This window comes from Sphingomonas sp. CL5.1 (assembly GCF_013344685.1).
Lineage (GTDB): Bacteria > Pseudomonadota > Alphaproteobacteria > Sphingomonadales > Sphingomonadaceae > Sphingomonas.
In genome coordinates, this window is record NZ_CP050137.1 from 70,938 (window position 1) to 94,130 (window position 23,193).

A 23,193-nucleotide genomic window follows, 5' to 3' on the forward strand; every position below is an offset into this window, starting at 1 on the left:
AGTAAAGCGGCGATCTCAAAAATGGCCGGATCGTGAACCGAAGAGCGGCTTGCCATTCTTCACAGCCAAGGCGATCTCCTTGGCGCACATAGGTCCGTTATCAGAAGCGTCGTCATATCGACCAATGAACGTAAATCAGGGCCCGCTGCCGCCCATCAAGTCCATGAGACATATGGCGGATCTTGGCACAAGCTGCCGTCGGCGGCGCTTCTGCTGAACGGCGTAGTTTGGTCGCGTGCCGACGAACGGGAATGATGCGGAAACGACGGCGGGGACCAGGCATCGGAACGGTCAGACCTTAGTGAGCGTCGCTGAAAATCCGACCGCCTCTGTATCCTCCGCTTCGGTCGCCAACGCGTGCGCGCCACACTGTCGGAACACCTCGCATAGCGGCGCGCCACCTTCGTCCCGCATACGCGCCGCCAGATCGAGAAATGCGCCGTACAGCATTGTGCGATCATCGTCGGCAAGTCGGGCGAGCCCGGCTTTCTGCACGAGCCAGCCCAGCTCGATCAGGCTGCGCGTTCGTTCGCGCCGCGTCACCGCCCGGTTCCGCGTTTCCGTCCGCGCCCGTGCCGCATCAAGCCGGTTCCGCGCCTGGCGCAGCTGTCGTGTCGCCCTCGCCGCCGCCGCGAGCGCGGCGCGAGGATTTCCGGCGCGTGTCGCGAAAAAATTGCGCGCCCTTTCGACCCCATGCGGCGATCGTCGCTATGTCCTGCTCGGCGACCGCCGCCAGCAGCGCGCCGGCCAGTACATCGGCGTCGAGCGCGTCGGCCCCGGTCGCCTCGACCAGCTCGCCGAATTGCTGAACCTTGCGTTGCTGCAACAGCCGTGCGCGCTCATTGAGCGCCTTCAGCTCGGCGTCGAAATCCCTGACCTTGCGCATGTCGACATCTCCTTGTCTGTCGTCGATGCCGGCGATCTGGCCCGTCCGTTGCCCGGTTCAACGGGCGCATACCCGCCATCGTAGCAGCGGGTAGAAGTGCGCGCTTATACGTCGTACCGACGTCGCGCTGTGTGGCGTAAATGGATTGCCGTCATGGCGATCTACCACTTCTCGACAAAGATCATCTCGCGCGGCGCAGGCCGGAGCGCCGTCGCAGCGGCAGCCTATCGCTCGGCCTCGCGAATCCCTGACGAACGGCTCGGGCGTGATCATGACTTCACCAACAAGTCGGGCGTCGTCCATTCCGAGATCCTGCTCCCCGAGGGCGCCCCCGAGCGGATGCTCGACCGCGAAACGCTATGGAACGAGGTCGAGGCGGCCGAAAAGCGCAAGGACGCGCAGCTCGCCCGCGAGGTGGAGTTCGCCATTCCCAGAGAAATGACACAGGAACAGGGCATCGCGCTTGCCCGCGAGTTTGTCTCCCGCGAGTTCGTCGAACGCGGCATGGTCGCCGATCTCAATGTGCATTGGGATATCGGCGCGAACGGCGAAGCCAAGCCGCACGCGCATGTCATGCTTAGCCTGCGCGCGGTCGGCCCCGAAGGGTTCGGCGCCAAGGAGCGTGAATGGAATGCGACGGCGCTGCTGCAGCACTGGCGCGCGGCATGGGCCGGGCATGTCAACGCGCGCTGCGCCGAACTCGGCATCGAGGCGCGCATCGACCATCGCTCCTATGAGGCGCAGGGCATCGAGCTTGAACCGCAACACAAGATCGGCGCGGCCGGCGCACGCCGCGAGGCGAACGGCGAGGATGCGGAACGCGCAGGGGATCATCGTGCCATTGCGCGCGAGAACGGGAACCTGATCATCACCGATCCGCGCATCGGCCTGGACGCGCTGACCCACAGCCAGGCGACCTTTACGGTGCGTGATCTCGCGATGTTCGCGCATCGTCATTCGGATGGTCAGGACCAGTTCGATCGCGTGCTGGCCAGCATGCGTCATCACCAATCCGTTCTCGCGCTCGGCCGCGACGGGCACGGCGCCGAACGCTTCACCACGGCCAACATGATGCGCGCCGAAGAAGCGCTTGTGCGTGATGCGGAGCGGCTCGCCGCATCGCGCCGTCATGCCGTCGCGCGCGGCGATAACGAACATGCCGTCGGCAATGCGGGGGCACGTGGGTTGCGGCTCAGCACGGACCAGCGCGCCGCCCTCGATCATGTGCTGCGCACACCCGGCCTCGCGCTGGTGGTCGGTTACGCCGGCGCGGGCAAATCCGCGATGCTTGGGCTGGCGCGCGAGGCGTGGGAGGCGGCCGGCTATACCGTGCGCGGCGCGGCGCTGTCGGGAATCGCGGCGGAAAATCTCCAGGGTGGTTCCGGCATCGTGTCGCGTACCATCGCCAGCCTCGAGCATGCGTGGGCGAAGGACCATGACCGGCTTGGCTCCCGCGACGTACTGGTGATCGACGAGGCCGGCATGGTCGGCACCCGCCAGCTTCAGCGTGTGTTGGCCGAGGCCGCCGGAGCCGGCACCAAGGTGGTGATGGTAGGCGACGTCCAGCAATTGCAGGCGATCGAGGCCGGCGCCGCGTTTCGCCTGCTCGCCGAACGGCACGGCGCCGCCGAAATCGGCGAGGTGCGCCGGCAGTCGGCGGAATGGATGCGCGAGGCGACACGGGCCTTCGCTTGCCAGCGGACCGGCGAGGCGCTGGCCACCTATGCCGATCACGGCATGATCCATACCGCTACCACACGCGATGCGGCGCGCGCGGCGCTGATCGATCGCTGGGATGCCGAGCGGCGCGACGCGCCGACAGCCTCGCGGATCATTCTCACCCATACCAACCGGGAGGTTCAGATGCTCAATCGTGCCGCGCGCGAACGGCTCCACGACCAGGGCGAACTCGGCGTCGATATCGCGATCCATACCGAGCGTGGCGTGCGCGACTTCGCCGAGCATGACCGCATCATGTTTTTGAGGAACGAGCGCGACCTCGGGGTAAAGAATGGCACGCTCGGCACCGTCGAGAAAGCGGCCTCCGACAGATTGGCCGTGAGGCTCGATGACGGCCGCCGGATCGGCGTCGAGCTCAGCAATTACGCGCATGTCGATCATGGCTATGCCGCCACCGTTCACAAGGCGCAGGGCATGACCGTCGATCAAACGCATGTGCTGGCGACACCGGGGCTCGATGCGCACTCCGCCTATGTCGCGCTCAGCCGCCATCGCCACGCCACCGCGCTGCACTATGGCCGTGATGACTTCGCCGATGAGGCGACGCTGCGCCGCACGCTGGCGCGCGAGCGGCCCAAGGACATGGCGCTCGACTATGATCGGCGGATTGCGTCGTCGGCGCGGCAGCAAGGTGCGACCGGCTCGCGTACGCAGAGCGACAGTGGAACGACCGCGCCGCATATGCAGCCGCGCGGGTTTGCCGCACTGGTTTCGCGAGTGCTCGGCCGGTCGGGCGACGAGCGCACGCCCGCGCCGGATGCTGGCCGGGATGCTGGCGACGATCGTGGCCCGGCATCAGGCGCGCAGGGAACGAACGCTGCCGGCAACCGCAGTGCCGATCCGGCGAACAGCGAGCAGGCGAAGGCGCTGCGCGCGATGATGGCGGCGCGGCACAATGCGCCGCGCCACACGCCGGAATCGATGCGCGAAGCGCTGGCCATGGCGAAGAAGGCACCTGCCGCGTCGCGCGAGCAGGATTATGGAGCGGAGCGGTGATGGCGCCCGGCGGTGGACGCGGCTCCGAGCCAATCGTCCAGCAGATCGCATTTCTCTCGGCGCTCGCGGCGATCGGCCTGTGCTGGCCGCTGGTCCGGATGCAGGTTCCGGCCGACAGCCGATTTGGGTTCGTCGATCTCGCATGGGAGCATTGGGCGCATCGACACGCGCTTGAACCCTGGCTCGAACAGCGTTGGGCGTGGCTCGCGCTCCACGGCTATCACCTGTGGTTTGCGCTGGCGATGCTGCCCGGCAATGTCGCGGTCGCCATCGTCCAAAGCGTGGATCGGCGCACGTTCTGGCCCCTCCTCTACGCGCCGCTCGGGTGGCTGGGTGGCATCGTGCTGGGCTACTGGCTCTACACCAGCTTCCGGACCGACAGTTGGCCGCTCGCGGTGATGATGCCGGCGGCGTTCGCATTCCTGGGCGGTGCCGTCGCCGCACGGCTCGCCGCCATGCCCCGCAAGGTTACGCATCTCCGGGGCACGCGCATGGGCGGGTTCACCGGCAGGCGTGGCGGACGGCTGCGCGCGCGGCTCACCGGCGGGGTGGCGCTCGCGGGCGTGCCGCTTTCCCGCGAAGACGAAACCATGCATGTCGCCGCGATCGGGGCAACCGGCTCGGGCAAGTCGACCGCGCTGCGCGCCCTGATGGGCGACGCGCTTCGTCGTGGCGATCGTCATATCGTCGCCGATCCCGAGGGTGCGTCGATGGACGTCTTCCTCGCGCCCGGAGACGTGATCCTCAATCCGTTCCACACGCGCTGCGCGCGATGGGATCTGCTCGCCGAGATCGAGCGCCCCGGGGATCACGCCTTCCTCGCCCAGTCGCTGCTGCCGCATCTCGGCATCGGCGAGCATGACCAGTGGATCACCTATGCCCAGCAGCTACTCGCGGCGGCGCTGGAGAATTTTGGGCGGATGGGGCTCGGCACGACCAGCGACCTGATCAATATGCTCGCCTCCGGCTCGATCGCCGAACTGAAACTATTGTGCCAGGGGACGGCCGCCGCGCGGTATTTTGAGCCGGGCGGCGAAAGGATGCTCGCCAGCATCCTCGGTACGCTGGCTCCGGCGGTCGGGAATCTCCGGTTCATCGCCAGTCTCGAGGGCGAGCCGTTCTCGATCCGGCGATGGGTGCGATCGGGGTCGGGCTCACTCTGGATGCCCTATACCGGCAATCAGGTCGCGGCACTGCGTGGGCTAATCTCCTGCTGGATCAATATCGCCATTACCGAAACATTGTCGCTCGCCCCTGATCGTCATCGGCGCATCTGGTTTCATGTCGACGAGCTGGACTCGCTCGGCCGGATCGAGGGATTGAAGGACGCCCAGGCCCGGCTCAGAAAGTTCGGCGGCTGCGTCGCAATCGGGTTCCAGTCGTTCGCTCAGGTCAAGGCGGTTTACGGCGAAGCCGCCAACACCATCATCGAGAATTGCGGGAACCTGTTGCTGCTCCGCTGCGGCGCCAGCGACGGCGGCGGCACCGCCCGTCTCGCCGCCGAACTGATCGGGGAGCACGAAATCGAACGCGACGAGGTCAGCCGATCGCGCACGCAGGGGCGCTTCACGTCGCGTTCCATGTCGACGCAGCCGCGGCGGGCGGTCGAGGATACGGTGCTCGCCAGTGAGATCATGCAGCTTGCCAACAACCAAGGCTATGCGAAACGCGCGACCAGCCCTCGCTGGGTCAGGGTCTCATTCCCGCTGGTGAAGAACCCCCATCACGCCAATCTTTGAATTCCAAGGCCGGCGCAGTGCTGTTGAAGACCCCTTTATCTGTGGAGTTGAGGAACAGCATTGATGGGCCGGGCAAACCGTCGTTCCCTGGGGCCGCCGGCAAACGACGGCTTGTGGCAGGCGCGGATGCTCGAACATTCTGCCCGGGAATGAGCAAACCTGGGCCGTCAAGCGACAGGCAGGTTCCGGGCAGGCGATAGCGGTAAGCTGCCCTTCGTAAAGGTAGGCGCTGTCGATCAAAATCTGGCCACTGATCGCCTGGACCTGGGCCGTTACGCGACGGGCAGGTTTGAGACCGACGATCGCGGTGAGTTGCCCTTCGTTAAGGTATACGGCCTCTACCTTCAGCGTTTTCATGAAGCTCTCATCGATGATCGCGTATGGGACGCCTCGACCTTCTCGAAGAACCGCGAGCGGCTCCTGGACGGCGAGGTCGCGGTGCGCTTCTTGTCGTCGATCCTGGCGTTGTCGCGGGTGAAGCGCCTGCTGTCGAGCGACCACTTTTCAGTCGACGGCACACTCATCGACGCATGCTGCAGCATGAAGAGTTTCCGCCCCAGGGATGACGCCCGCCCGGCGACGGCCCCGGCGGTCGTAATGCCGAGGTCGATTTCCGCGGCCACAAGCGCAGCAACGATACGCACGCGTCGACCAACGACCCGGATGCGCGCCTGCACCGCAAGAGCGCCGGCACGGGCGCGCGATTGTGTTACATGGCGCATGTGCTGATGGAGAACCGCCACGGGCTGGTGCTCGATACCGAGACCACGCGGGCGGCGGGTTTTGCCGAGCGGCTGACCACGTTGGCGATGGTCGATGACATCGCCCGGCCCGAGGGCCGGCGCGTCACGCTGGCTGCGGACCGCGCCTATGACACGCGTGCCTTCGTCGCCTACCTGCGCGATCGCTGCGTCACGCCACATGTCGCGCAAAACACCAGCGGCCGACGTTCCGTGATCGATGGCCGAACGACGCGGCACGCTGGCTATGCTGCCAGCCAGCGCATCCGCAAACGGATCGAGGAGGTGTTCGGCTGGGCCAAGTCCGCGGCCGGACAGGGCAAGACGCGCTTCCGCGGGCTGGCGCGGGTCCGCTTCGCCTTCGCCCTGACCGTTGCCGCCTACAACCTCGTCCGCCTGCCAAAACTATTGGCGGCGGGATAATGGTTATGGCCGCTTCACGCATCGGCAGGGAGCGGATCGGCCAATCGACCGCATGGGCCGACCTGCGCGAGGAAGCCACCTTCATCGAGAAGTCATCGCCTTTTTCAGCGGCCTGCTAGAGCGGGCGCCGTTCGCTAATCATCTGGTGAAGCGATTACGGACATAGCCTTTGTTTAAACAGATTTCCTTTATACAGCCCAGTAAGAACGCATCGTCACCGACCCGATACCAGTCGTTCCCTCGCCCTTGATAACCAAGTCCATACTCGTGTCTCTTCGCCGTAAGGCGATACTGCTCGCGAGCGCATCCCGGTGGAAGATGGCTATGGGTATAATCGTTTCCGGGACATTCGCGCGACCAGACATAGGCCGGTGCCGCTACCCTCAGACCGGGATGGGTATCACGGGAATTCACCCCCCCCCATCTGCGCCAGAAGGGCAACCGCGATTATCGCCAATCCGGAATATATGCCAAATTTTAGCCGGGTTAGCCCTACGCCGCCTCTGGTTGAATTATTCATCGTCCGTCCTGTCGCTCGCGTCGGATGCGATCTAGCAGCGCGGGGTTTCGGTCGCGTTAAGCGGTCGTCCAGTTACGACCATCTCGAAATGGGGAAGTATGAAGCGGGGTGGATCGAGCCTTAGCGCGAGGCGTGGCACCTGCTCGAAATGCAACGCCGATTTAGCAGGCCGCTGAAAAGGCCTTGTCTATCGGGGTTCTGGCTGATTCATCGTTGATGGGACGATGAGGGCGAGTGGATGCGAGGCAGTGACGCGGGATCGGGAGCTTTGTGCTCCTACGTCGATCTGGAGCGCCGGGTGCCGGCGGATCATCCGGACACCTTGATTTACCGCTTTCGGGCGCGACGGTCTCGGGCAAGCGGCGGGATCGTGCGGGTCCAGCGATGATTTTCGATTGAGCGGCTCGGTTTTCGGAGCGGTGACGGGTTCGGGGCACGGTGCCGCACCGTCCGGTTCAGGTCATCGCCACCTTCTGTTCCCAATAGAGGAAGCGTTCGAAGTTGAAGGCGATGTTGGCGAGGCCGATTTTTGCCTGCCGGGCCAATTTGATTGCAGCGGGCTCTCTCTCGCTTCTAACGCACCGCGGGCCGCGATTGCTTGCTGGCTTTCGTCTGAACCTGACGAGCAAGCCACCAATGTCAGCGGCAGAACCAAAAGCACGAAAGGTCGCATGGGTAAGAGGCTCTGCGCAACCGGCTGGTTTTTCAAGCCCCTCGCCGAAGTCGAACCGCTTTCCCCCAGTCCACGGCATGTCCGGACTCATGACCCGCGCCATCCGGCTGAAAGCAGCCCGACGGGTTTCGGGAAACGGCATCGGCCGTCCGAACGACTGGAATGGGGCGCCTAGCCGAACGGCAGCTAGTCGACCCTCAAGAACCGAGCCGACGGTCCATCATATTCCGGGGCGGTAACGTAGCGCCTCAACCACGGCAGCGAAGCCCAACGAATGTTGCCTGCGGCTCGGATAATAAAGGTGGTAGCCGGGGAACGGCGGGCACCATTCCGCGAGCACGCGTGTCAGGCGTCCCTCTGAGATCAATGGGAGCACCTGATCTTCGGTTATGTACGCGATACCGATCCCGTCCATCGCTGCCTGCAGGGCAAGCGTGGTGTCATTCACGGTTAACTGGCCGTCGACCCGGACGTTGAGCGCGCGGCCGTCCCTTTCGAACTCCCACGCGTAGAGTCCGCCATAGGTGGGAAACCGCAGGTTGATGCAATTATGGTCGCGCAGATCGTGCGGTGTCGTCGGTGGCGATCGGCGTTCGAGATAAGCGGGTGACGCCGCAGCCGCCATGCGCATCTCCGGACCGATCGGAATGGCGATCATGTCTTGTGCCACCGTCTCGCCGAGGCGCACGCCGGCGTCAAACCGCTCGGCAACGATGTCGACGAACCCGGCGTCTGCGCTCAGCTCGACCTTCAGTTCGGGATGGATCGCGAGCAGCGGCAGAAGCGCTGGCTCCAATATGGTCTTGGCCGCATGCGCGCTTGTGGTGATGCGAATGTTGCCGGACGGTCTGTTTCTTAACTCTCCCAGGCGCGCCAGCTCAGCCTCGACGCCGTCGAACAATTGAGACACCGTCAAGAGCAGGCGCTCGCCCGCTTCGGTCGGCACCACGCTTCGGGTGGTGCGGTTGAGCAAACGGATACCGATCCGCTCCTCCAGGCCGCGCAACGCATGGCTTACCGCCGAGGTCGAGACGCGGAGCTGCGCCGCTGCGCGCGTGAAGCTGCGCTCGGTCGCGACGGCCCGGAACGCAAGCAGATCGTTGAGGTCATGTCGCGCCATTGTTGAATCGCATTCAATACCGTTTCCCGATTGTGCAGCCTAATCGTGCCGGTCGCGCAATCCTAGATGGTGCCGACAAGGAGCAGACATGCCTGACCCAACCAAACCGATGCGCGCACCATGGGGTGACGTCGCGTCCAAACTCACCGAGATTACCGACACCGTCTTGTTCGACGATATCTGGCAGCGTCCGGGCCTGTCACCGCGGGATCGCAGCATGATCACGGTCGCCAGCCTGATCTCGCTCTACCGCGTCAACGAACTACCGTTCCACCTCGGCAAAGCGCTTGAGAACGGAGTTACCCGCGACGAGATCGTCGAGATGATAACCCACCTCGCTTTCTATGCCGGCTGGCCGACGGCCGGCACCGCGGTCGGCATCGTGCGACAGATGTTCGCGCAAGCCGACGCCGCGGCAACGCCGTCCGCCTGACTTTCGCAAATCGATGGAGATATCACATGCACAATCGCGAACTCGGCCGTAGCGGCCTTCACGTCTCAGCCCTCGGCCTCGGCTGCATGGGCATCAGCTTCGGCTATACCAACAAGCTGGACAAGGCAGCCGGCGTCGCGCTGATCCGGGCGGCCGTTGAGCGCGGCGTGACCTTCTTCGACACCGCAGAGGTCTACGGACCGTTCGAGAACGAGGAGGTAGTCGGGGAGGCGCTCCGGCCTGTCCGCGACCAGGTGGTGATCGCCACCAAGTTCGGGTTCGATATCGACTTCGCAACGAGCGAGAATCGTGGCGTCAGCAGTCGGCCCGAACGCATTCGGCAGGCGGTCGAGGGGTCGCTGAAGCGGCTCGGCGTCGAAACGATCGACCTGCTCTATCAGCACCGTGTCGATCCGAATGTGCCGATCGAGGACGTCGCCGGGACTGTCAAAGACTTGATCGCCGAGGGCAAGGTTACGCACTTCGGCATGTCGGAGCCCGGCGTCCAGACGTTGCGCCGTGCGCACGACGTACAGCCGGTGACGGCGATCCAGAACGAATATTCGCTGTGGTGGCGGGAGCCCGAAACCAACGGCATCATGGCTGCGTGCGACGAGCTGGGCATCGGCTTCGTGCCGTACTCGCCGCTCGGCAAGGGCTTCCTGACCGGCGCCTTAACCAAGGTCGACAACGGCGACTTCCGTGCGACCTCGCCTCGCTTCTCGCCTGAGGCAATGGCGAAGAACCAAGCCTTTGTCGAACTGCTGAAGGATGTGGCTGACGACAAAGGTGCTACGCCCGCGCAGATCGCGCTCGCCTGGCTGCTCGCCCAACGCCCCTACGTTGTGCCGATTCCGGGAACAACGAAGCTACATCGGCTGGACGAAAATCTAGGTGCGGCGGAAATCGTGCTGAGCGAAGCTGACCTCGGGAAAATCACTAACGCCGCATCCGGGATTCAGGCAGAAGGCGACCGCTACGCGCCGGCACAAATGGCGATGGTCGGGCGGGAGGCGCCAACGGTCCCGTGATCAAAGACTGGTTTTGCGTTCGCATAACCGCTCCTGCGCAGGCGCGTCAGGAGCGGCTAGCGCCACCGACCCGGAACTTCGACTGGCGCTTGTTCCGGCAAGCGGACTGAAATCTAATCACTAATATCCGCCGCCGCGCCTGATCCGACAGAGCTAATAAGCTTGCCTTATCGCGCGAATGACGCGACTGTATCCCCGCTCTCGAAAAATCCGGGAGTGGGGCGTGGAAACCCCTCGCAATGCAACTCGGTCGGATTCACGGCCGGGTGGCATGCGCGTATGTCCAGCCGGCAACGGTAAAGGCGCATGCGCTCTGTGCATTGCCAGGGTTTCCAACATCCGGCTTTGGCCGTCGCCCCGAGAGGACATAGGCGCGACGCATGGACCAAAGCCACACGAACGAACGACGGACCTCGAACGGACACCGACATAGTCGGGCCGTCCGCGTTCGTGGCGACCACCATCGTTCACATCGCCATGCAGCGCATGATCGAAGCCGATGCGCGCGTCCTCTCCACCATGCGGGAGACAGCCATGCTGGAACGGTCCATTGATATCGGCGGGGACGCCGAGCAACCGAGCGATCCGAAAGCGGAAATCACAGCACTTTATCAGGCTGAACTCCCCCGGATTACCCGATATCTTCGTCGCAAGCTCGGCCATCCCGAAGAGGCCGCAGACGTGGCCCACGACGCCTTCTTCCGCCTTGTCCGCATTAGACCAGACCGCAAGATCGAGACGCCGCAGGCCTATCTGCGCCTGATCGTGGCCAATCTACTCAAGGATCGCGCAGCGAAGGTCGCGACCCGTATACAGGGATCCATCGACCCGCTTGACGAAGAATCCCTACCAGCCAGCATGATCGACCCTCACCGGGAACTGGTCGGACGTCAGGAACTGGATCATGTCCACCACGCGCTGAGGAAACTCAAACCGGTGACACGACAGGTATTTTTGCTTAGTCGTGTAGAAGGGTTGACCTATCGCGAAATCCAGGAACGGCTTTCGCTATCTGAGGGGGTGGTCAAGGCTCATATGCGCAAGGCGCTCCATCTTATCAGCCGTGTCAGGAGCACGCTTTGATGCTGGACTGGCTGCCATGGCTTGGCCGCTGGCTCATTGGCCGGCGTATCGGGTATTTTCTGACCGAGATGATCGATGACGCCGATAACCATCGCGCCGATCGTTATCGTGCCGAGCGCGAACGCTGGCTTGCGGGCGGTGTTCGACGACGCCGTATGTATAATGAAGCCCTACGCAGACTCCAAGCTCATGGCTGGGGTTCCGGGCTTGAGCAGCCGCTGGCCGATGAAACCGCCGGTTCGTGGCATTGGAGCGGGATAGTTGGTGCGCTCGCAGCCGCCTGCATTCTTCTCGGCCTGATCGGATGGCACGTGACGCGGAACCCGCTTGTACCCGATCAATATTCCTCGCGGCAGGTCACCGGACAGGAATTCAGCACACTCCCTGACCAGCGACGATCGATAAAACTCGCTGATGGTTCGGCGATTACGCTGGAGGCCGACACGGATCTCGTCGCGGCACTCGTCCCTGATCTGCGCAGGATCGATTTGAAAAAGGGAGCGGCAAGCTTCAGGGTCGCGCACGATACGCGACGGCCTTTTGTCGTTTGGGCCGCCGGAGGCGTGACGACCGCCACCGGCACGGTTTTCAGCGTCCGGTTGCAACCGGATCAGACAATTCGCGTGGATCTCACTGAGGGATCCGTCACGGTCGCGTCCCCGGCGATGAACGGCAAGGGGACGAATCCGGCGCGCAAGCTGACGGCCGGCCAGCATGTGGTCTATCCTGCGGCCAGCACGCCGGCCTCCGAAGATCGGCGGGCAACAGCGAAGGACAATAATATCCACTTCGAGTATGAGCATCTCGACGCGGTCGTCGCCAGGCTGAACCCGCACAGTCCGGTCGCCATCACGCTGGCGGACCCATCGCTAGGCGCATTGCGCGTCTATGGAGATTGCGATCTTCATGATGTCGTCGGGTTCGTGCGCATGCTCGCCTCGAGCCTGAACCTCGACGCGATCGATCGTCGCGGCAGCATCGTGCTCCGGACGAAAGGCGCTGCGTCCGAAAAATAGTTCGTCCGGTTCTCGTCCATTCCCGTCTTTCCCGGATGAAGGCCCGCACCACGCGGGCCGACAATCGGGGAGGACGAGATGGTAAGAGTGGGTGCGCACGTGCGGCGCGCAGCGTTGGTGGGCGCGGCAATCAGCGCTTTCTGTCTATCGGGCGTCGCTGCAGCCCAGAGTATCGCGGCGAATGACTACCATATCGCCGCGCAGGATCTCGGGCAGGCGCTGAGTGCGCTGGCGCGACAGGCCGGGCTGCAACTCGTCGCCGACGGCGATCTCATCCAGGGCAAGCGATCCACCGCCGTAACCGGACATCTCAGTCTCGAGGAAGCGCTGGAGCAGGTACTCGATCGCACGGGTCTCACCGCTACCATATCCGACAACACGATTGTCATCCGGGGGCGATCAGAGCCGCCGCGGGATGAGCGGACGCACGCGGCGGAATCATCGTCCGATGTTGTCGTGACCGGTTCCCGCATTCGCGGGCGGGCACCGGCGGGCGCGGCGGTGACGGCGATCGACCGTACCGCAATCGAGCAGACTGGCTATGCCACCACCCAGCAGCTCCTCCAGGCCTTGCCGCAGAATTTCGGGGGCGGCCCGAACGAGACCACCGCAGCGACGGCACGCGGCAATGCCGACTTCAACTCGGCCTATGGATCCGGCATCAACCTGCGCGGACTCGGCGCGTCCTCGACCCTGGTGCTGCTCAATGGCGAGCGCCCCCCGATGGCGGGCCTCGCCGGCGTATTTACCGATCTTTCGCTGATCCCATTGAGCGCGATCGGCCGGATCGAAGTACTGCCCGACGGTGCCTCGGCGTTGTACGGCTCGGACGCCGTTGCCGGCGTGGTCAACATCGTTCCGCGCAGCGATGTAGAAGGGCTCGAGACCAGCGGACGGATTGGGCTCGCCGATGGCTTCACCGAGCGGCAGGCAAGCGCGCTCGCCGGTCACCGTTGGTCGACCGGCAATTTCCTGATCGGCTATGAATTCTATCAGCGCGGCGCGCTCGCCGCCGCCGATCGCCCCTATGTCAGCGAGGATTTGCGCCGTTACGGGCTCGGCGATTTCCGCTCGGGCGCCGCGGTGCCCGGCACGATCGTCGGCGGCGGCCAGTTCTTCGGGATTCCCGCCGGGCAGGACGGCCGCGCGCTCGCGGTTTCCGCCCTGCTTCCCGGTCAGCGCAATGTGCAGGACCGCTATCTCGACGCCGACGCGCTGCCAATGCAGCGGCGCCATGCCGTGCTGGCCACCGCGCGGCAGACGATCGGCAATGTCGAACTTTATGGACAAGCGTTGTTCGGCGATCGCCAATTCGATGTCGCCAAACCGGCATTGTACAATTCCAAGACGGTCGTCGTGCCGGTCACCAATCCCTTCTATGTCGATCCGATCGGAACGCACCAGCCGGTGCAGGTGCAGTACAGCTTCCTCAACGACCTCGGCCCCGAACGCATGCGCGGCGAAGCGCGGGCTATCGGCCTGTCGGGGGGCGGCAAGCTCAGCATCGGCCGCTGGCAGATCGATGCGCACGGCACCTTTGGCACCGAGCGCGACAGCACGACCAGCTACAATCTCGTCAACAGCGCCCGGATGACAGCGGCGCTTGCCGACACCAATCCCGCAACCGCGCTCAACGTTTTCGGTAACGGGAGCGCCAACAATCCCGCGACGCTTGCGACAATCCGCGGCAGCATCCGGGCGGGTGGGCATTATCGCCTGTGGGGCGGCCAGCTTCGGGCCGAAGGGCCGTTGCTGGCGCTGCCGGCGGGCGATCTCCGCCTCGCGACCGGCGTCGAGCATCGCGACGAACTGTATGTGTTCGACAAGGGCGTGCTCGACACCGCAACGCTGACGCCTACGGTGCTGTCGACCAACTGGACCGGCCGACGAAACGTCACCGCAGGCTATGTCGAACTCGCCGCCCCCCTGTCGGGTGCGGCCGATGAAGGACTGGGGGTTGGTCGGCTCGACCTTTCGATCGCGGCGCGCGGTGAGCATTACAGCGACTTTGGCAACACCTTCAATCCGAAGGTCGGGCTATCGTGGGAGCCGTTCCGGCGCGTCGTGCTGCGCGGCAGCTGGGGAACCTCGTTCCGCGCCCCCAATTTTCAGGATCTGCGCCAAGATCCCAATGCGATCCTCTATTTCGCCTATCCGGTGCCCGATCCGACGGCACCGGGCGGCGTCACCAGGGCGCTGATCATCCGCGGCAACGATCCCAACCTCGGCCCCGAGAAGGCGACAAGCTGGACGCTTGGATTCGACGTCAACATGACCGACACACCGGGGCCATTCGCCCGGCTCACCTGGTTCGGGATCGACTATCGCGATCGCATCGCCAGCCCCGCCTCGGCGCTGCTCACCTTCTTCACCGACCGGGCGATCTACGCGCCGATCATCACCGACAAACCCGACCCGGCGGTGGTCGCCGGCTATTTCGCCAGCCCCTATTTCCAGTTACTGTCGGCCGTCACCGCCGGCCAGGTCACTGCGATCGTTGACGCCCGCACCCAGAATCTCGCGCGCCAGACCCAGCGCGGGATCGATTTCGATCTTGGGTATCGTTTCGACGTCAACGGCCACCACGGCGAGATCGGCATGAGCGGGAGCTGGTTGCTGTCGTTTCGCCAGCAACTGACCGCCACGGCGCCAACGATCAATCTCGTCGGCACGATCGGCAATCCCCCCGATCTGCGCCTACGTGGCCGCATGAGCTATGGCGGTGCGCCGCTCGGGGCGGCGCTGTTCGTCAATTATATCGACGGCTATCGCAACAACACGGTAACGCCGTCGCAGCCGGTCGCCTCCTGGACGACGGTCGATTTCCAGCTGTCCTGGCGGTCGCGCCGCACCGATGGTCCGCTATCCGGCCTTTCCATTGGCCTGAATGCGACCAACCTGTTCAATCAGGCACCGCCGCCAGTCCGCTACGCGGTGGGCACGAACACGATCGGCTACGATGTCGAAAATGCGAATCCCTTGGGCCAGATCTTCTCGATCGAGGTCACCAAGCGGTGGTAAGGCCCCTCCTGTTCGCCACTACGCTGCTCGCCGCAGCGCCTGCCGCTGCCGAGACCTGCCGCGACCGGCTCACGCCGTCGGTCGCGCGCCTGCCACCAGGAAATCGCGCGCTGACCCCGCAGGATCTGATCGGGCTGCGCGACTTCGGGCCGCCCTATGACATTCCGGGCGGCGACCGCAGCTTTGCGGTATCGCCCGATCGGCGCCGGGTCGCGCTGATCCTGCGCCGCGCCGACCCGGCAACCAACAGCTATTGCATCGGTCTCGTGGTCGTGACCGCCGAAACGGGCGCGGCCGGCATCCTCGATAGCGGCGGTGACCCGATCTTTGCGGCCTTCGATCTGCACGGTCTCGCCGACCAACGCACCGGCGCGATCGATCCGCCGGCACCAGTCTGGTCACCCGACGGAAGGAGGATCGCCTTTCTGCGTCGCGATCAGGGCCGTACCCGGCTGTGGCTGGTCGACGCCGACGGCAAGGCTCCTGCCCGTTCCCTCACCAACGAGACGAGCGACGTGCGCCGCTTCGCATGGACATCCAACGGTACCCGGCTGATCTATTCTGTTCGGCGCGGAATCGGGGACGCACAGGCCGACATCGACGTCGAGAGTCGCTCAGGCTTTATCTACGACCACCGCTTCTGGCCGATGGCAGATGCTAGGCCGCTGCCTCCGGCCTCGGTTCCATTCGATTATCGCGTCGTCGATCTCGACGGCTCAGCTCACCCGACGAGCGATGCCGACCGCGCGCTGTTGGCACCCGCCGCAGCAATCGGGATTCCCGCAAATGCGACACTCCGGGCGCGACGGGAAGGCGCGAGCGCGTGGGTCGCGCCGCGTTATGCCGGTCGATACACCAGTCCCGGTGCCCTCACCGCAAGGGTCAACGACCGGCTTTACCCATGCGACGCGCCGGCCTGTGCCGAGCGGGTGGTCGGTATCTGGTGGACCGATACCGGCGACCTTCTGTTCCTGCGCGACTGGGTCGGTGAGAAAGCGGGTCACCTCGAGTTTTTCCGCTGGCGGCCGGGGAGCGCGCCAGTATCGCTTTATGAAACCGCCGACGACCTAACCGGCTGTCAGCGGGGCGTCGCCGGGTTGCTGTGCGCGAGGGAAGCAGCGCAGCGCCCTCGCGAACTCGTGAGCGTCCTGCCCAAAGCGCGCCGTATTGTGCCGATCTACGATCCGAACCCTGAATTCGCCGCGTTTCGGCTCGGGGCCGTCACCCGGCTTCCTGCGCGCGCGAGCGATGGCGCCATGAGTTTTGCCGATCTCGTGCTCCCACCCGACCACCGCCCCGGCGAGCATCACCCGCTCGTCATTATCCAGTACAACAGCCGCGGATTCCTACGCGGCGGCACCGGCGACGAATATCCGATCTTCCTCTTTGCCCAGCGCGGATTTGCGGTGCTGAGCTACCAGCGACCGCAGTCGTTCGCCTTCGGGTCGGACACGCGGGACTTCCAGGCCTTCCAGCGACTCAACGTCAAGGACTGGGCCGATCGTCGACGCGCCTTCACCGCGCTCGATTCAGCAATCGATGCCGCCATCGCGCGCGGCGTGATCGACCCCACGCGGATCGGCATCACCGGTCTCAGCGATGGCGCCTCGACCGTGCAATGGGCGCTGCTCAACAGCGATCGTTTCCGCACAGCCGTGATCAGCAGTTGCTGCGAGGATCCCGGCTCCGTGACCTACGGCGCCGGGCTCGCCTTCCAGGACGACATCCGAAAGTTCGGCTACCCCCTCCCCGGCCCCGCTGCGGATGTTTTCTGGCGGCCTTTCTCGCTCGCGCGCAATGCAGGACGCGTGCACACGCCGCTGCTGATTCAGGCGGCTGATCGCGAATTCCGCGCCGCGCTGGAAACGGTAGGCAGCCTGCGAGACGCCGGGAACCCCGTCGAGATGTTCGTGTTCCCCGACGAATATCATCTCAAATGGCAACCGGCGCATCGCCTCGCGATATATGATCGCGTAGTCGACTGGTTCGACTTCTGGCTCCGCGGCGAAGTCGATCCCGATCCCGCCAAAGCGGCGCATTACGCGCGATGGCGCGCACTAGCCGCTCGCCCAGCATCCTAGCCATGCCTCGATCGCAAGCAGGCGCAGCAGTCGGTTGGCTGACCGTTCGGCGATCGGCCGTTCACCGAGAAGCGCGGCGTCGATCGCGGGCAAGTCCAGCAGGCCCGCGCGCGCAAGATGCCCCTCGCGCAGCCGCGTGTGCGCTTCCCCGCGGCGCTCGAGCAGCACCTCGTTGGCGAAGCCGTCAAAACCACCCTTGGTGCGGCGCTCGAGGATCGCGCGCGGCAGCATATCGGCAAAGGCGTGCCGCGCGACTGCCCGATTGCGGCCGCCGGCGCACCATAGCCAGCTCGGCACGCTTAGGCAGAATTCGATGACGGGCTGTGCATAGAAAGGCGTGATCAGCGGCGCGACCTCGGAGCGATCATAATATTCGAAATGATCCTGCATTTGGATCAGCGCGCGAACATAGGCCCTGACGCCGCGACGGGTGCCGCGCGGCGCCGCCCACCACGGATGCGGTGGGATCGCCGGCAGCTCGCGGCACACATCGGGCGCAAGGAACAGGCAATCGTGCGGCCAGGGCTGCGGTCGCCGATGAAGGAGCTTGCGCGCGGCCAGCGCGAGCGCCCGCGAGCGCGGCACCGCACACATTTCGGCGAGATCACCGATCGTTCCGAGGAATCCCGCGACCCCGTCAACGGCGAGACGATCGAGCGCGGGGGTCACCGTGTTGAAATACCACATCACCGTATCGCCGGTACCGCCGCTGAAGAAGGCCTGCGTGGCATGAGTTCGTCCGAGCGCAGCGATCTGCAGGTCACTGGCCTGGCCGAAGATCCGCGCCGTCGGCCGCGGCAGGCGAGCTGACGCCGACCGCCCGAGGTCAATGAAGGCGGTGTCGAGCGTCAGGCGATGCAGCGGTATATTACAGGTATCGGCGACCAGTTGGGCGTAGGGGGTCTCGTCGAGATCGGCCTGGCGCCCGCGCACGGTGACCCCTGCCACCTCGCCGCCGGCCCTCGCAAGGCATGCGGTGATGATTGACGAATCGAGCCCCCCGGACAATTCGCTGAGGGATTTGGGATAAACCCGCGCCCAGGCCCCCACGGTATTGGTCACTATCCGGCGCAAGCCGTCGGCGGCATCATCGATACGCGCATTCGCGGTCCATCCCTCGACGTAGCGATAGGGCGACCAGAGGCTGTCGACACGCACATCGATGCCGTCAGTGTGCAAGGTGCTGCCGGGAAGCAACTCGCGGATCGGGTCGAGCGCGGTACGCGGGGTTCGCAGGCTGACGAAAATCAACTGGGCGAGGATCTCATCCCAGTCGATCGTCGGCGCGATCAGGCCGGTCGCCGTAAGCAATGCCGCGTCGCTCGCCAGCATAAGCCCCCAGGCGGTGGCGGCATAATAACACGCGACGCCGCCGGAGGGATCGCGCAAGACCGTCACGCCGTCGTCGCCGGGCAGCAGCGCGAGATAGCTGCCCCAATGCCGGTCGAGCAGCGCCTTGCCACCGGTTGCGCGCCATTGGCGAAAACTGTCCGGATCGCCCGCCGATATCCGCGTCGATGAAGGGTCAAACAGATCACCGACAATTACGCCGTCGCCGTCAAAGAGCAGCCACGGCGTGTCGTCCGGGACAAACAGCAGTATTGTATCGGACCCTAGACGCTCGCTCATACCAGGGGGGAGTAGCGCTTGCCGGGCGGCGACGGCGCTGTCGGGATTACGCGGCACGAGGGCAAGAAAGCTGTTGAGCTTCATATCACGAGGATCGGGGTGAACAGCGAGACGCGATCGACATGGTCGTTCAGGACATGATCGCCGGCCTGGATCCAGCAATGCGCCCCGAACGGCATTGCAATCACACCGAGGACAATTGTGCCGTCGCTTCCAGCGCGGTGCAATCGGTCGACCAGCGCCAGCGAGCGCACCAGACAATCATCGCCCGGACCGAGCGCCGCACCGGCCGCGAGCAGCCCCGCCGTGATGGCGCGGGGGTCGCGATATGGCCGCAGCGCTACCCGCTGCATCGCCACATGGGTGAGCGCACCGAACAGGCGTCGCCGCGCAAGGCGGCGACGAGCACGATGGAGAGCCTGACGAAACAATATGGATTCCAGCAGCGCGGCGGCCGAACCAGGCCGTCGCGGCGATACCCCCGAACGGGCGGCGACCATCCCGCAGGGCATGGGCATTGCGTTGCCCTCGACCGGCTCAAGCAGACCGGCGCGCTCGAGCATCGCCACTGCCTCGCAGGGTTCGGCCGGATGATTTCCCGACACCCATGGCACGAACGGCGCGTTCAGGTGTTCAGGCAAGCGCGTATAGCGGTCCGCACGCACGTCGAGGAAGATCGCCTTGTTCGAGGCGATACAGAACGTCACGTCAGGTGCGAGTTTCCAGCCCATGGTTCGATACGCGAAAGGCGCCAGCAGCGCAGCCGCCGGCGCCCATTGCGTCAGTCGGCGTCCGACATGCCGGTCGGAATACCGACACCGAACTGATCGAGGGCGAGGGGTTCGCCGCCACGGGTCTCGACGCTCGCAGCGCCGAGATCGATCAGTTCCTCATTTCCTTGATGATCAACGCGGTTCATGACTACCTCCTTGGTTGTACCGCGAGAGATCGCGGCGCAATTAAGGCTACGTACGAAGCGCGATATACAAAGCTTATAGTGTAGTTATTTTCGGCTTATTTTCGGACAGACACGAGCAACCAGATTTTTCCCGACAAACAAGCAGTGTCACTGCGAACCGGTAAGGACTTTTCTTCCGGAAAACGGGCTAGGCCAGACTTGTTTGCACGCCCAGCGAAGGACCGGCCTCGGCGAGACGTCTGTCGAGCGTCACCAGCGTCACGCCGTGTCTCGATGCGATGGCGAGATGCAATGCATCGCCCGCGCGCAGGTTCAGCCCATGATTGTCGGCGAAATGCGCGGCCGTCCGAAAATCGTCGCCACGTACTTCGAGGATTTCGAAGCTTTCGCTCGCGAGGCGCGTGTAGGCGGCCAGAACGCGGGCGCGCTCCTCGGGCGTGATCTGGCCGCTCCGCAATTTGATCGACAGCGCCGAGGAGATTTCGGTGACGACCCAATCACTGATGACCAGCGACCCCGCTTCCTGCGCTTCGAGCCAGTCCTGTACGCGGGGTGTCGCCGCCTCAGGGGTAAGTGCCGCGATAATGAGCGATGTGTCGAGATAGAGCGTCAATAGCGATCGCCGTCACGCATCTCGCGCACCACCTCTGCCGCCGACGTGCGCTGCGGCTTGATCCCGGACGTCAGCGCGCGCAGTTCCGCGGCGATGACCGGCCGGGCGGCACGGTGCGCGCTGCTCAACCGCGCAACAGGCTTGCCGCGCCGGAGAATTTCGATCGACTCGCCGTCCTCGACCCGGTCGATCAGTTCGCTCAAATGCGCCTTGGCGTCCGCGAGATTGATCGAGTCCAATGCCACGCTCCTGACCATGTATCTGGTCATATAGGCGTAAAAGGTCAATTTCGCAACGCGGATGCCTATCCGCGCGCTTCCGGTCGATACATCGCATGGACAATCCGTCCGGCATGGGTCTGCCTGCGCAGGTGATAGAGTTCGATCTGGTTCCGCAAAGCCGGTGCGTTCCCGCCCGCCACTATTTTGATCAGAACGCGCAATTCCCTCTCGTCGGCAATACCGAGCCTGACCTCGGCGATTCTGGCGGTACGAAGCCGATCGCTGACCGCCTCGATCGCGATACCATGTTCCGGGTTGTGCGAAGATGCGCCGATTGCCTGAAACAGCCGCTCCGCTCGTTCGACCATATTGCCCTCGCGAGGATCGTCGATTGTATATTTCGCGCTCCCGAAATTCATCTGCGCGATCACCAGCAAGTCCCGGTTCCAGGCGTATAGGTCATGAAGCTCCGGTTCGGTAATGGCCGGCACCGCAAAGCCGTCATGCACGCCCACCGCAAGAAGGCGTTCGCCATTGAGGCGGTAGAGCGCATCGCGTACCGGGGTGACGCTGGCGCCGAGCGCGTCGGCGAGCGATGCGAGATCGATGCGATGACCGGGTGGCCATTCGCCTGACAGGAGGCGCGCCCTGACGCCCGCATAGACCCGGTCGAACAGCGGCGCGGGATTCATGGTCCGGCCTCATTTGGCTTCGTGCCGGCGGCCTGGTCTGCAACAAACGCGGCGACCAGTTCTGTCTGGTCAGGCCGCAGCGCATCGACCGCGCCAATCCTCGCGGGAAGGGTGTCCCCGAGCAATAACGATGGGCACAGGCCATCGACGTTCCCGAGATTGGGGCGGTGCTGCTGGTAGCCGACCAGCCGCGCCAGCGACGGCGAAAATGTGCGCGCGATAGCGGGCGGATAGGCCAGCCACTGATTTTCGTAAGGTTTGAGCCAGCCCAGACAATAACTGACAATGATTCCCCGGCGGGGCACATCAGTTTCATTCCCGCCGGCACCATGCAGGGTTGAGCCGAGGAAGACGATCGCCGCGCCCGGATCGCATTCCACCGCGAGCGACTCGCCCGGATCGGCATCGTCGAGTGCCGCGGCCCCATGACTGCGCGGGTACATCCGGGTTGCGCCATTATCATGCGTGAACGGCACGAGCGGCCACATTACGTTGAGGAGATATTCGACCTCGCCCTTCACGCCCTGCCACATATCCTGATCGCGATGCGGAAGCTGTGACAGGGCGTCGGGATGAATTTCGATCGCCTGGGTCAGGTTGAGTTGGATCGTATCGCACCAGGGTTTGAGCGCCGCCTCCGCCAGCCCGAGGATCAGCGGGTGCTCGACCAGCGCTGCGGCATGCTTCGACCGGGCGAGCAAACGGCCAAAGCGTTTGGTACGCTCGCCGTAGAAACCGCCGGTCGAGAACAGCGTCTGCTCGAACCGGGGCTGGAGGTCGGCTTCGAGCGCGGCCAATAGCGGCCCGGGCAAGGCGTCCTCGATCAGGCACCAGCCCTCTTCGCGCAGCTGACACCAGTTCGGGGCAAAGCGCTGATCCTGCGCGACCGGGCCCGCGCTGCATGTTGGATGGTGCACCATGTCACGCCGCCTCCAGTGGAGGCAGGTGGTATACCGGGGTTCTGCTTGCCGGCCCGTAGATACCCGCGTCGCGCAGTCCGGAAATGGTGTCCTCATCGATATCGATCACAAGCGCCGACAGGGAACGGCCCGCGTGAATATGCGGCAGCCCCAGTGGTCGGCATCGCCAGCCGAACCGCATGATCTGTCTAAGCCAGGGGAGTTCGGCAACACCGGTATAGCGTCTGATGCCATGATCGAGCGCATGGTCCGCAAGCGCGCTCACCAGCCGGTTGCGCGCCGCGAGCCGTTCCGCGGCATTCTGGTGCCGGTCGAGGCAGAAGCGGGTGATCTCCCATACCCCTGCCCCGCGCGGAATGTCGTCCTGGCAAAGCTCGGGAAATAACGTGTCCAGAATATGCGGCCGCGTCGTCGGCAGCAGGCGCGCGGATGCACGATGGCGACCTTGCGCATCGAGCAGGATGAGATAGCGGGCATGCACGTCGTCGAACTGATCGAGTTCGAAACGGCCATCGAGCATCGGGACATCCCAGCCCAGGAGGTCGACAAACACCTCCTTGCGCGCCACGAACATCGCACGCAGCGCGTGCCCTTCATCCAGGTTTCTCCGGTCTCCCGACATCTTGAATCGCCCCGCTATTATCGATGACGAAACAGGATTTGCTCGAGAAGGGTCGGTCGATCCTATCCTGTAAAC

General features: G+C 64.5%; 21 protein-coding genes and 1 pseudogene. 9 read left to right on the forward strand and 13 right to left on the reverse strand.

The genetic code is table 11. From position 1 onward, the window contains the following. Positions 1-291: 291 nt before the first annotated feature. Positions 292-543 (reverse strand): conjugal transfer protein TraD, encoded by a 252-nt coding sequence (locus F9288_RS00410; RefSeq protein ID WP_174834807.1) that lies wholly within the window; start codon positions 541-543, stop codon positions 292-294. A gap of 37 nt (positions 544-580) precedes the next feature. Continuing rightward, complete coding sequence (gene traD, locus F9288_RS00415; RefSeq protein ID WP_174834808.1) at positions 581-886, reverse strand: conjugal transfer protein TraD; 306 nt, start codon at positions 884-886, stop codon at positions 581-583. A 153-nt stretch (positions 887-1,039) separates the two neighbouring features. On the opposite strand from traD, the gene traA reads away from it, so the two are divergent. Both traA and F9288_RS00425 read left to right on the forward strand, forming a co-directional pair. Further along, positions 1,040-3,622, forward strand: coding sequence for a Ti-type conjugative transfer relaxase TraA (traA, locus tag F9288_RS00420; protein ID WP_174834809.1), 2,583 nt, complete (start codon positions 1,040-1,042; stop codon positions 3,620-3,622). After that, positions 3,622-5,361, forward strand: a complete 1,740-nt coding sequence (locus F9288_RS00425; RefSeq protein ID WP_174838734.1) for a type IV secretion system DNA-binding domain-containing protein — start codon at positions 3,622-3,624, stop codon at positions 5,359-5,361. Before traA ends, F9288_RS00425 begins: the two co-directional genes overlap by 1 nt. On the opposite strand, the gene F9288_RS00430 is transcribed toward F9288_RS00425, so the two are convergent. After that, entirely contained in the window at positions 5,320-5,718 is a 399-nt protein-coding gene (locus tag F9288_RS00430; RefSeq protein WP_174834810.1) for a hypothetical protein, read from the reverse strand. The two genes, F9288_RS00425 and F9288_RS00430, sit on opposite strands and share 42 nt — an antisense overlap. Before the next feature lie 9 nt (positions 5,719-5,727). Here F9288_RS00430 and F9288_RS21970 point away from each other — a divergent pair. Next, positions 5,728-6,524, forward strand: a pseudogene (locus F9288_RS21970) (IS5 family transposase); the annotation flags it as partial. 975 nt (positions 6,525-7,499) lie between these two features. On the opposite strand, the gene F9288_RS00445 reads toward F9288_RS21970, so the two are convergent. Together F9288_RS00445 and F9288_RS00450 are read right to left on the reverse strand one after the other, a co-directional pair. Then, complete coding sequence (locus tag F9288_RS00445) at positions 7,500-7,808, reverse strand: hypothetical protein (RefSeq protein ID WP_174834813.1); 309 nt, start codon at positions 7,806-7,808, stop codon at positions 7,500-7,502. Positions 7,809-7,937: 129 nt separating this feature from the next. Then, complete coding sequence (locus tag F9288_RS00450; RefSeq protein ID WP_174834814.1) at positions 7,938-8,837, reverse strand: LysR family transcriptional regulator; 900 nt, start codon at positions 8,835-8,837, stop codon at positions 7,938-7,940. A gap of 88 nt (positions 8,838-8,925) precedes the next feature. Between F9288_RS00450 and F9288_RS00455 the strand changes: the two genes are divergently transcribed. The 6 genes from F9288_RS00455 (at position 8,926) to F9288_RS00480 (ending at position 17,502) form a co-directional block, all read left to right on the forward strand. Then, the gene (locus F9288_RS00455) at positions 8,926-9,270 is read left to right on the forward strand and encodes a carboxymuconolactone decarboxylase family protein (protein WP_174834815.1); all 345 of its coding nucleotides are present in this window, start codon (positions 8,926-8,928) and stop codon (positions 9,268-9,270) included. Positions 9,271-9,296: 26 nt separating this feature from the next. Next, positions 9,297-10,301 carry an aldo/keto reductase gene (locus tag F9288_RS00460; protein ID WP_174834816.1) on the forward strand — a complete coding sequence of 335 codons (1,005 nt, stop codon included), beginning with the start codon at positions 9,297-9,299 and terminating at the stop codon, positions 10,299-10,301. A 450-nt stretch (positions 10,302-10,751) separates the two neighbouring features. Continuing rightward, positions 10,752-11,384, forward strand: a complete 633-nt coding sequence (locus F9288_RS00465; RefSeq protein ID WP_174834817.1) for an RNA polymerase sigma factor — start codon at positions 10,752-10,754, stop codon at positions 11,382-11,384. Beyond that, positions 11,384-12,400 (forward strand): FecR family protein, encoded by a 1,017-nt coding sequence (locus tag F9288_RS00470; RefSeq protein ID WP_174834818.1) that lies wholly within the window; start codon positions 11,384-11,386, stop codon positions 12,398-12,400. The genes F9288_RS00465 and F9288_RS00470 overlap by 1 nt, the downstream gene beginning before the upstream one ends. 78 nt (positions 12,401-12,478) lie before the next feature. Next, positions 12,479-15,421 carry a TonB-dependent receptor gene (locus F9288_RS00475; RefSeq protein WP_174834819.1) on the forward strand — a complete coding sequence of 981 codons (2,943 nt, stop codon included), beginning with the start codon at positions 12,479-12,481 and terminating at the stop codon, positions 15,419-15,421. Then, positions 15,415-17,502 (forward strand): Atxe2 family lasso peptide isopeptidase, encoded by a 2,088-nt coding sequence (locus tag F9288_RS00480; protein ID WP_174834820.1) that lies wholly within the window; start codon positions 15,415-15,417, stop codon positions 17,500-17,502. The genes F9288_RS00475 and F9288_RS00480 overlap by 7 nt, the downstream gene beginning before the upstream one ends. Here F9288_RS00480 and F9288_RS00485 read toward each other — a convergent pair. From F9288_RS00485 to F9288_RS00520, 8 genes are all read right to left on the reverse strand, one after another. Next, the gene (locus F9288_RS00485) at positions 17,479-19,215 is read right to left on the reverse strand and encodes an asparagine synthetase B family protein (RefSeq protein ID WP_174834821.1); all 1,737 of its coding nucleotides are present in this window, start codon (positions 19,213-19,215) and stop codon (positions 17,479-17,481) included. The genes F9288_RS00480 and F9288_RS00485 overlap by 24 nt on opposite strands. Then, positions 19,212-19,862 (reverse strand): lasso peptide biosynthesis B2 protein, encoded by a 651-nt coding sequence (locus F9288_RS00490; protein WP_174834822.1) that lies wholly within the window; start codon positions 19,860-19,862, stop codon positions 19,212-19,214. The genes F9288_RS00485 and F9288_RS00490 overlap by 4 nt, the downstream gene beginning before the upstream one ends. A 50-nt stretch (positions 19,863-19,912) precedes the next feature. Continuing rightward, entirely contained in the window at positions 19,913-20,050 is a 138-nt protein-coding gene (locus F9288_RS00495) for a benenodin family lasso peptide (RefSeq protein ID WP_174834823.1), read from the reverse strand. Between the two features lie 187 nt (positions 20,051-20,237). After that, positions 20,238-20,663, reverse strand: coding sequence for a type II toxin-antitoxin system VapC family toxin (locus tag F9288_RS00500; protein ID WP_174834824.1), 426 nt, complete (start codon positions 20,661-20,663; stop codon positions 20,238-20,240). Next, positions 20,660-20,932 carry a type II toxin-antitoxin system Phd/YefM family antitoxin gene (locus tag F9288_RS00505; protein ID WP_368076187.1) on the reverse strand — a complete coding sequence of 91 codons (273 nt, stop codon included), beginning with the start codon at positions 20,930-20,932 and terminating at the stop codon, positions 20,660-20,662. The genes F9288_RS00500 and F9288_RS00505 overlap by 4 nt, the downstream gene beginning before the upstream one ends. Before the next feature lie 35 nt (positions 20,933-20,967). After that, a complete protein-coding gene (locus F9288_RS00510; protein ID WP_174834826.1) occupies positions 20,968-21,576 on the reverse strand; it encodes a GntR family transcriptional regulator in 609 nt (202 codons plus the stop codon). After that, positions 21,573-22,496, reverse strand: a complete 924-nt coding sequence (locus tag F9288_RS00515) for a phytanoyl-CoA dioxygenase family protein (RefSeq protein WP_174834827.1) — start codon at positions 22,494-22,496, stop codon at positions 21,573-21,575. The genes F9288_RS00510 and F9288_RS00515 overlap by 4 nt, the downstream gene beginning before the upstream one ends. Position 22,497: 1 nt before the next feature. After that, positions 22,498-23,118 carry an acyl-homoserine-lactone synthase gene (locus tag F9288_RS00520; RefSeq protein WP_174834828.1) on the reverse strand — a complete coding sequence of 207 codons (621 nt, stop codon included), beginning with the start codon at positions 23,116-23,118 and terminating at the stop codon, positions 22,498-22,500. Positions 23,119-23,193 lie beyond the last annotated feature (75 nt).

What these genes read in the sequence shown, in the direction of transcription:
- F9288_RS00445 (WP_174834813.1), bottom strand. Translation starts at nt 7,808, where the DNA reads ATGAGTCCGGACATGCCGTGGACTGGGGGAAAGCGGTTCGACTTCGGC.
- F9288_RS00455 (WP_174834815.1), top strand. Translation starts at nt 8,926, where the DNA reads ATGCCTGACCCAACCAAACCGATGCGCGCACCATGGGGTGACGTCGCG.
- traA (WP_174834809.1), top strand. Translation starts at nt 1,040, where the DNA reads ATGGCGATCTACCACTTCTCGACAAAGATCATCTCGCGCGGCGCAGGC.
- F9288_RS00490 (WP_174834822.1), bottom strand. Translation starts at nt 19,862, where the DNA reads ATGGGCTGGAAACTCGCACCTGACGTGACGTTCTGTATCGCCTCGAAC.
- F9288_RS00470 (WP_174834818.1), top strand. Translation starts at nt 11,384, where the DNA reads ATGCTGGACTGGCTGCCATGGCTTGGCCGCTGGCTCATTGGCCGGCGT.
- F9288_RS00460 (WP_174834816.1), top strand. Translation starts at nt 9,297, where the DNA reads ATGCACAATCGCGAACTCGGCCGTAGCGGCCTTCACGTCTCAGCCCTC.
- traD (WP_174834808.1), bottom strand. Translation starts at nt 886, where the DNA reads ATGCGCAAGGTCAGGGATTTCGACGCCGAGCTGAAGGCGCTCAATGAG.
- F9288_RS00425 (WP_174838734.1), top strand. Translation starts at nt 3,622, where the DNA reads ATGGCGCCCGGCGGTGGACGCGGCTCCGAGCCAATCGTCCAGCAGATC.
- F9288_RS00495 (WP_174834823.1), bottom strand. Translation starts at nt 20,050, where the DNA reads ATGAACCGCGTTGATCATCAAGGAAATGAGGAACTGATCGATCTCGGC.
- F9288_RS00515 (WP_174834827.1), bottom strand. Translation starts at nt 22,496, where the DNA reads ATGGTGCACCATCCAACATGCAGCGCGGGCCCGGTCGCGCAGGATCAG.
- F9288_RS00510 (WP_174834826.1), bottom strand. Translation starts at nt 21,576, where the DNA reads ATGAATCCCGCGCCGCTGTTCGACCGGGTCTATGCGGGCGTCAGGGCG.
- F9288_RS00450 (WP_174834814.1), bottom strand. Translation starts at nt 8,837, where the DNA reads ATGGCGCGACATGACCTCAACGATCTGCTTGCGTTCCGGGCCGTCGCG.
- F9288_RS00430 (WP_174834810.1), bottom strand. Translation starts at nt 5,718, where the DNA reads ATGAAAACGCTGAAGGTAGAGGCCGTATACCTTAACGAAGGGCAACTC.
- F9288_RS00475 (WP_174834819.1), top strand. Translation starts at nt 12,479, where the DNA reads ATGGTAAGAGTGGGTGCGCACGTGCGGCGCGCAGCGTTGGTGGGCGCG.
- F9288_RS00505 (WP_368076187.1), bottom strand. Translation starts at nt 20,932, where the DNA reads ATGACCAGATACATGGTCAGGAGCGTGGCATTGGACTCGATCAATCTC.
- F9288_RS00520 (WP_174834828.1), bottom strand. Translation starts at nt 23,118, where the DNA reads ATGTCGGGAGACCGGAGAAACCTGGATGAAGGGCACGCGCTGCGTGCG.
- F9288_RS00485 (WP_174834821.1), bottom strand. Translation starts at nt 19,215, where the DNA reads ATGAAGCTCAACAGCTTTCTTGCCCTCGTGCCGCGTAATCCCGACAGC.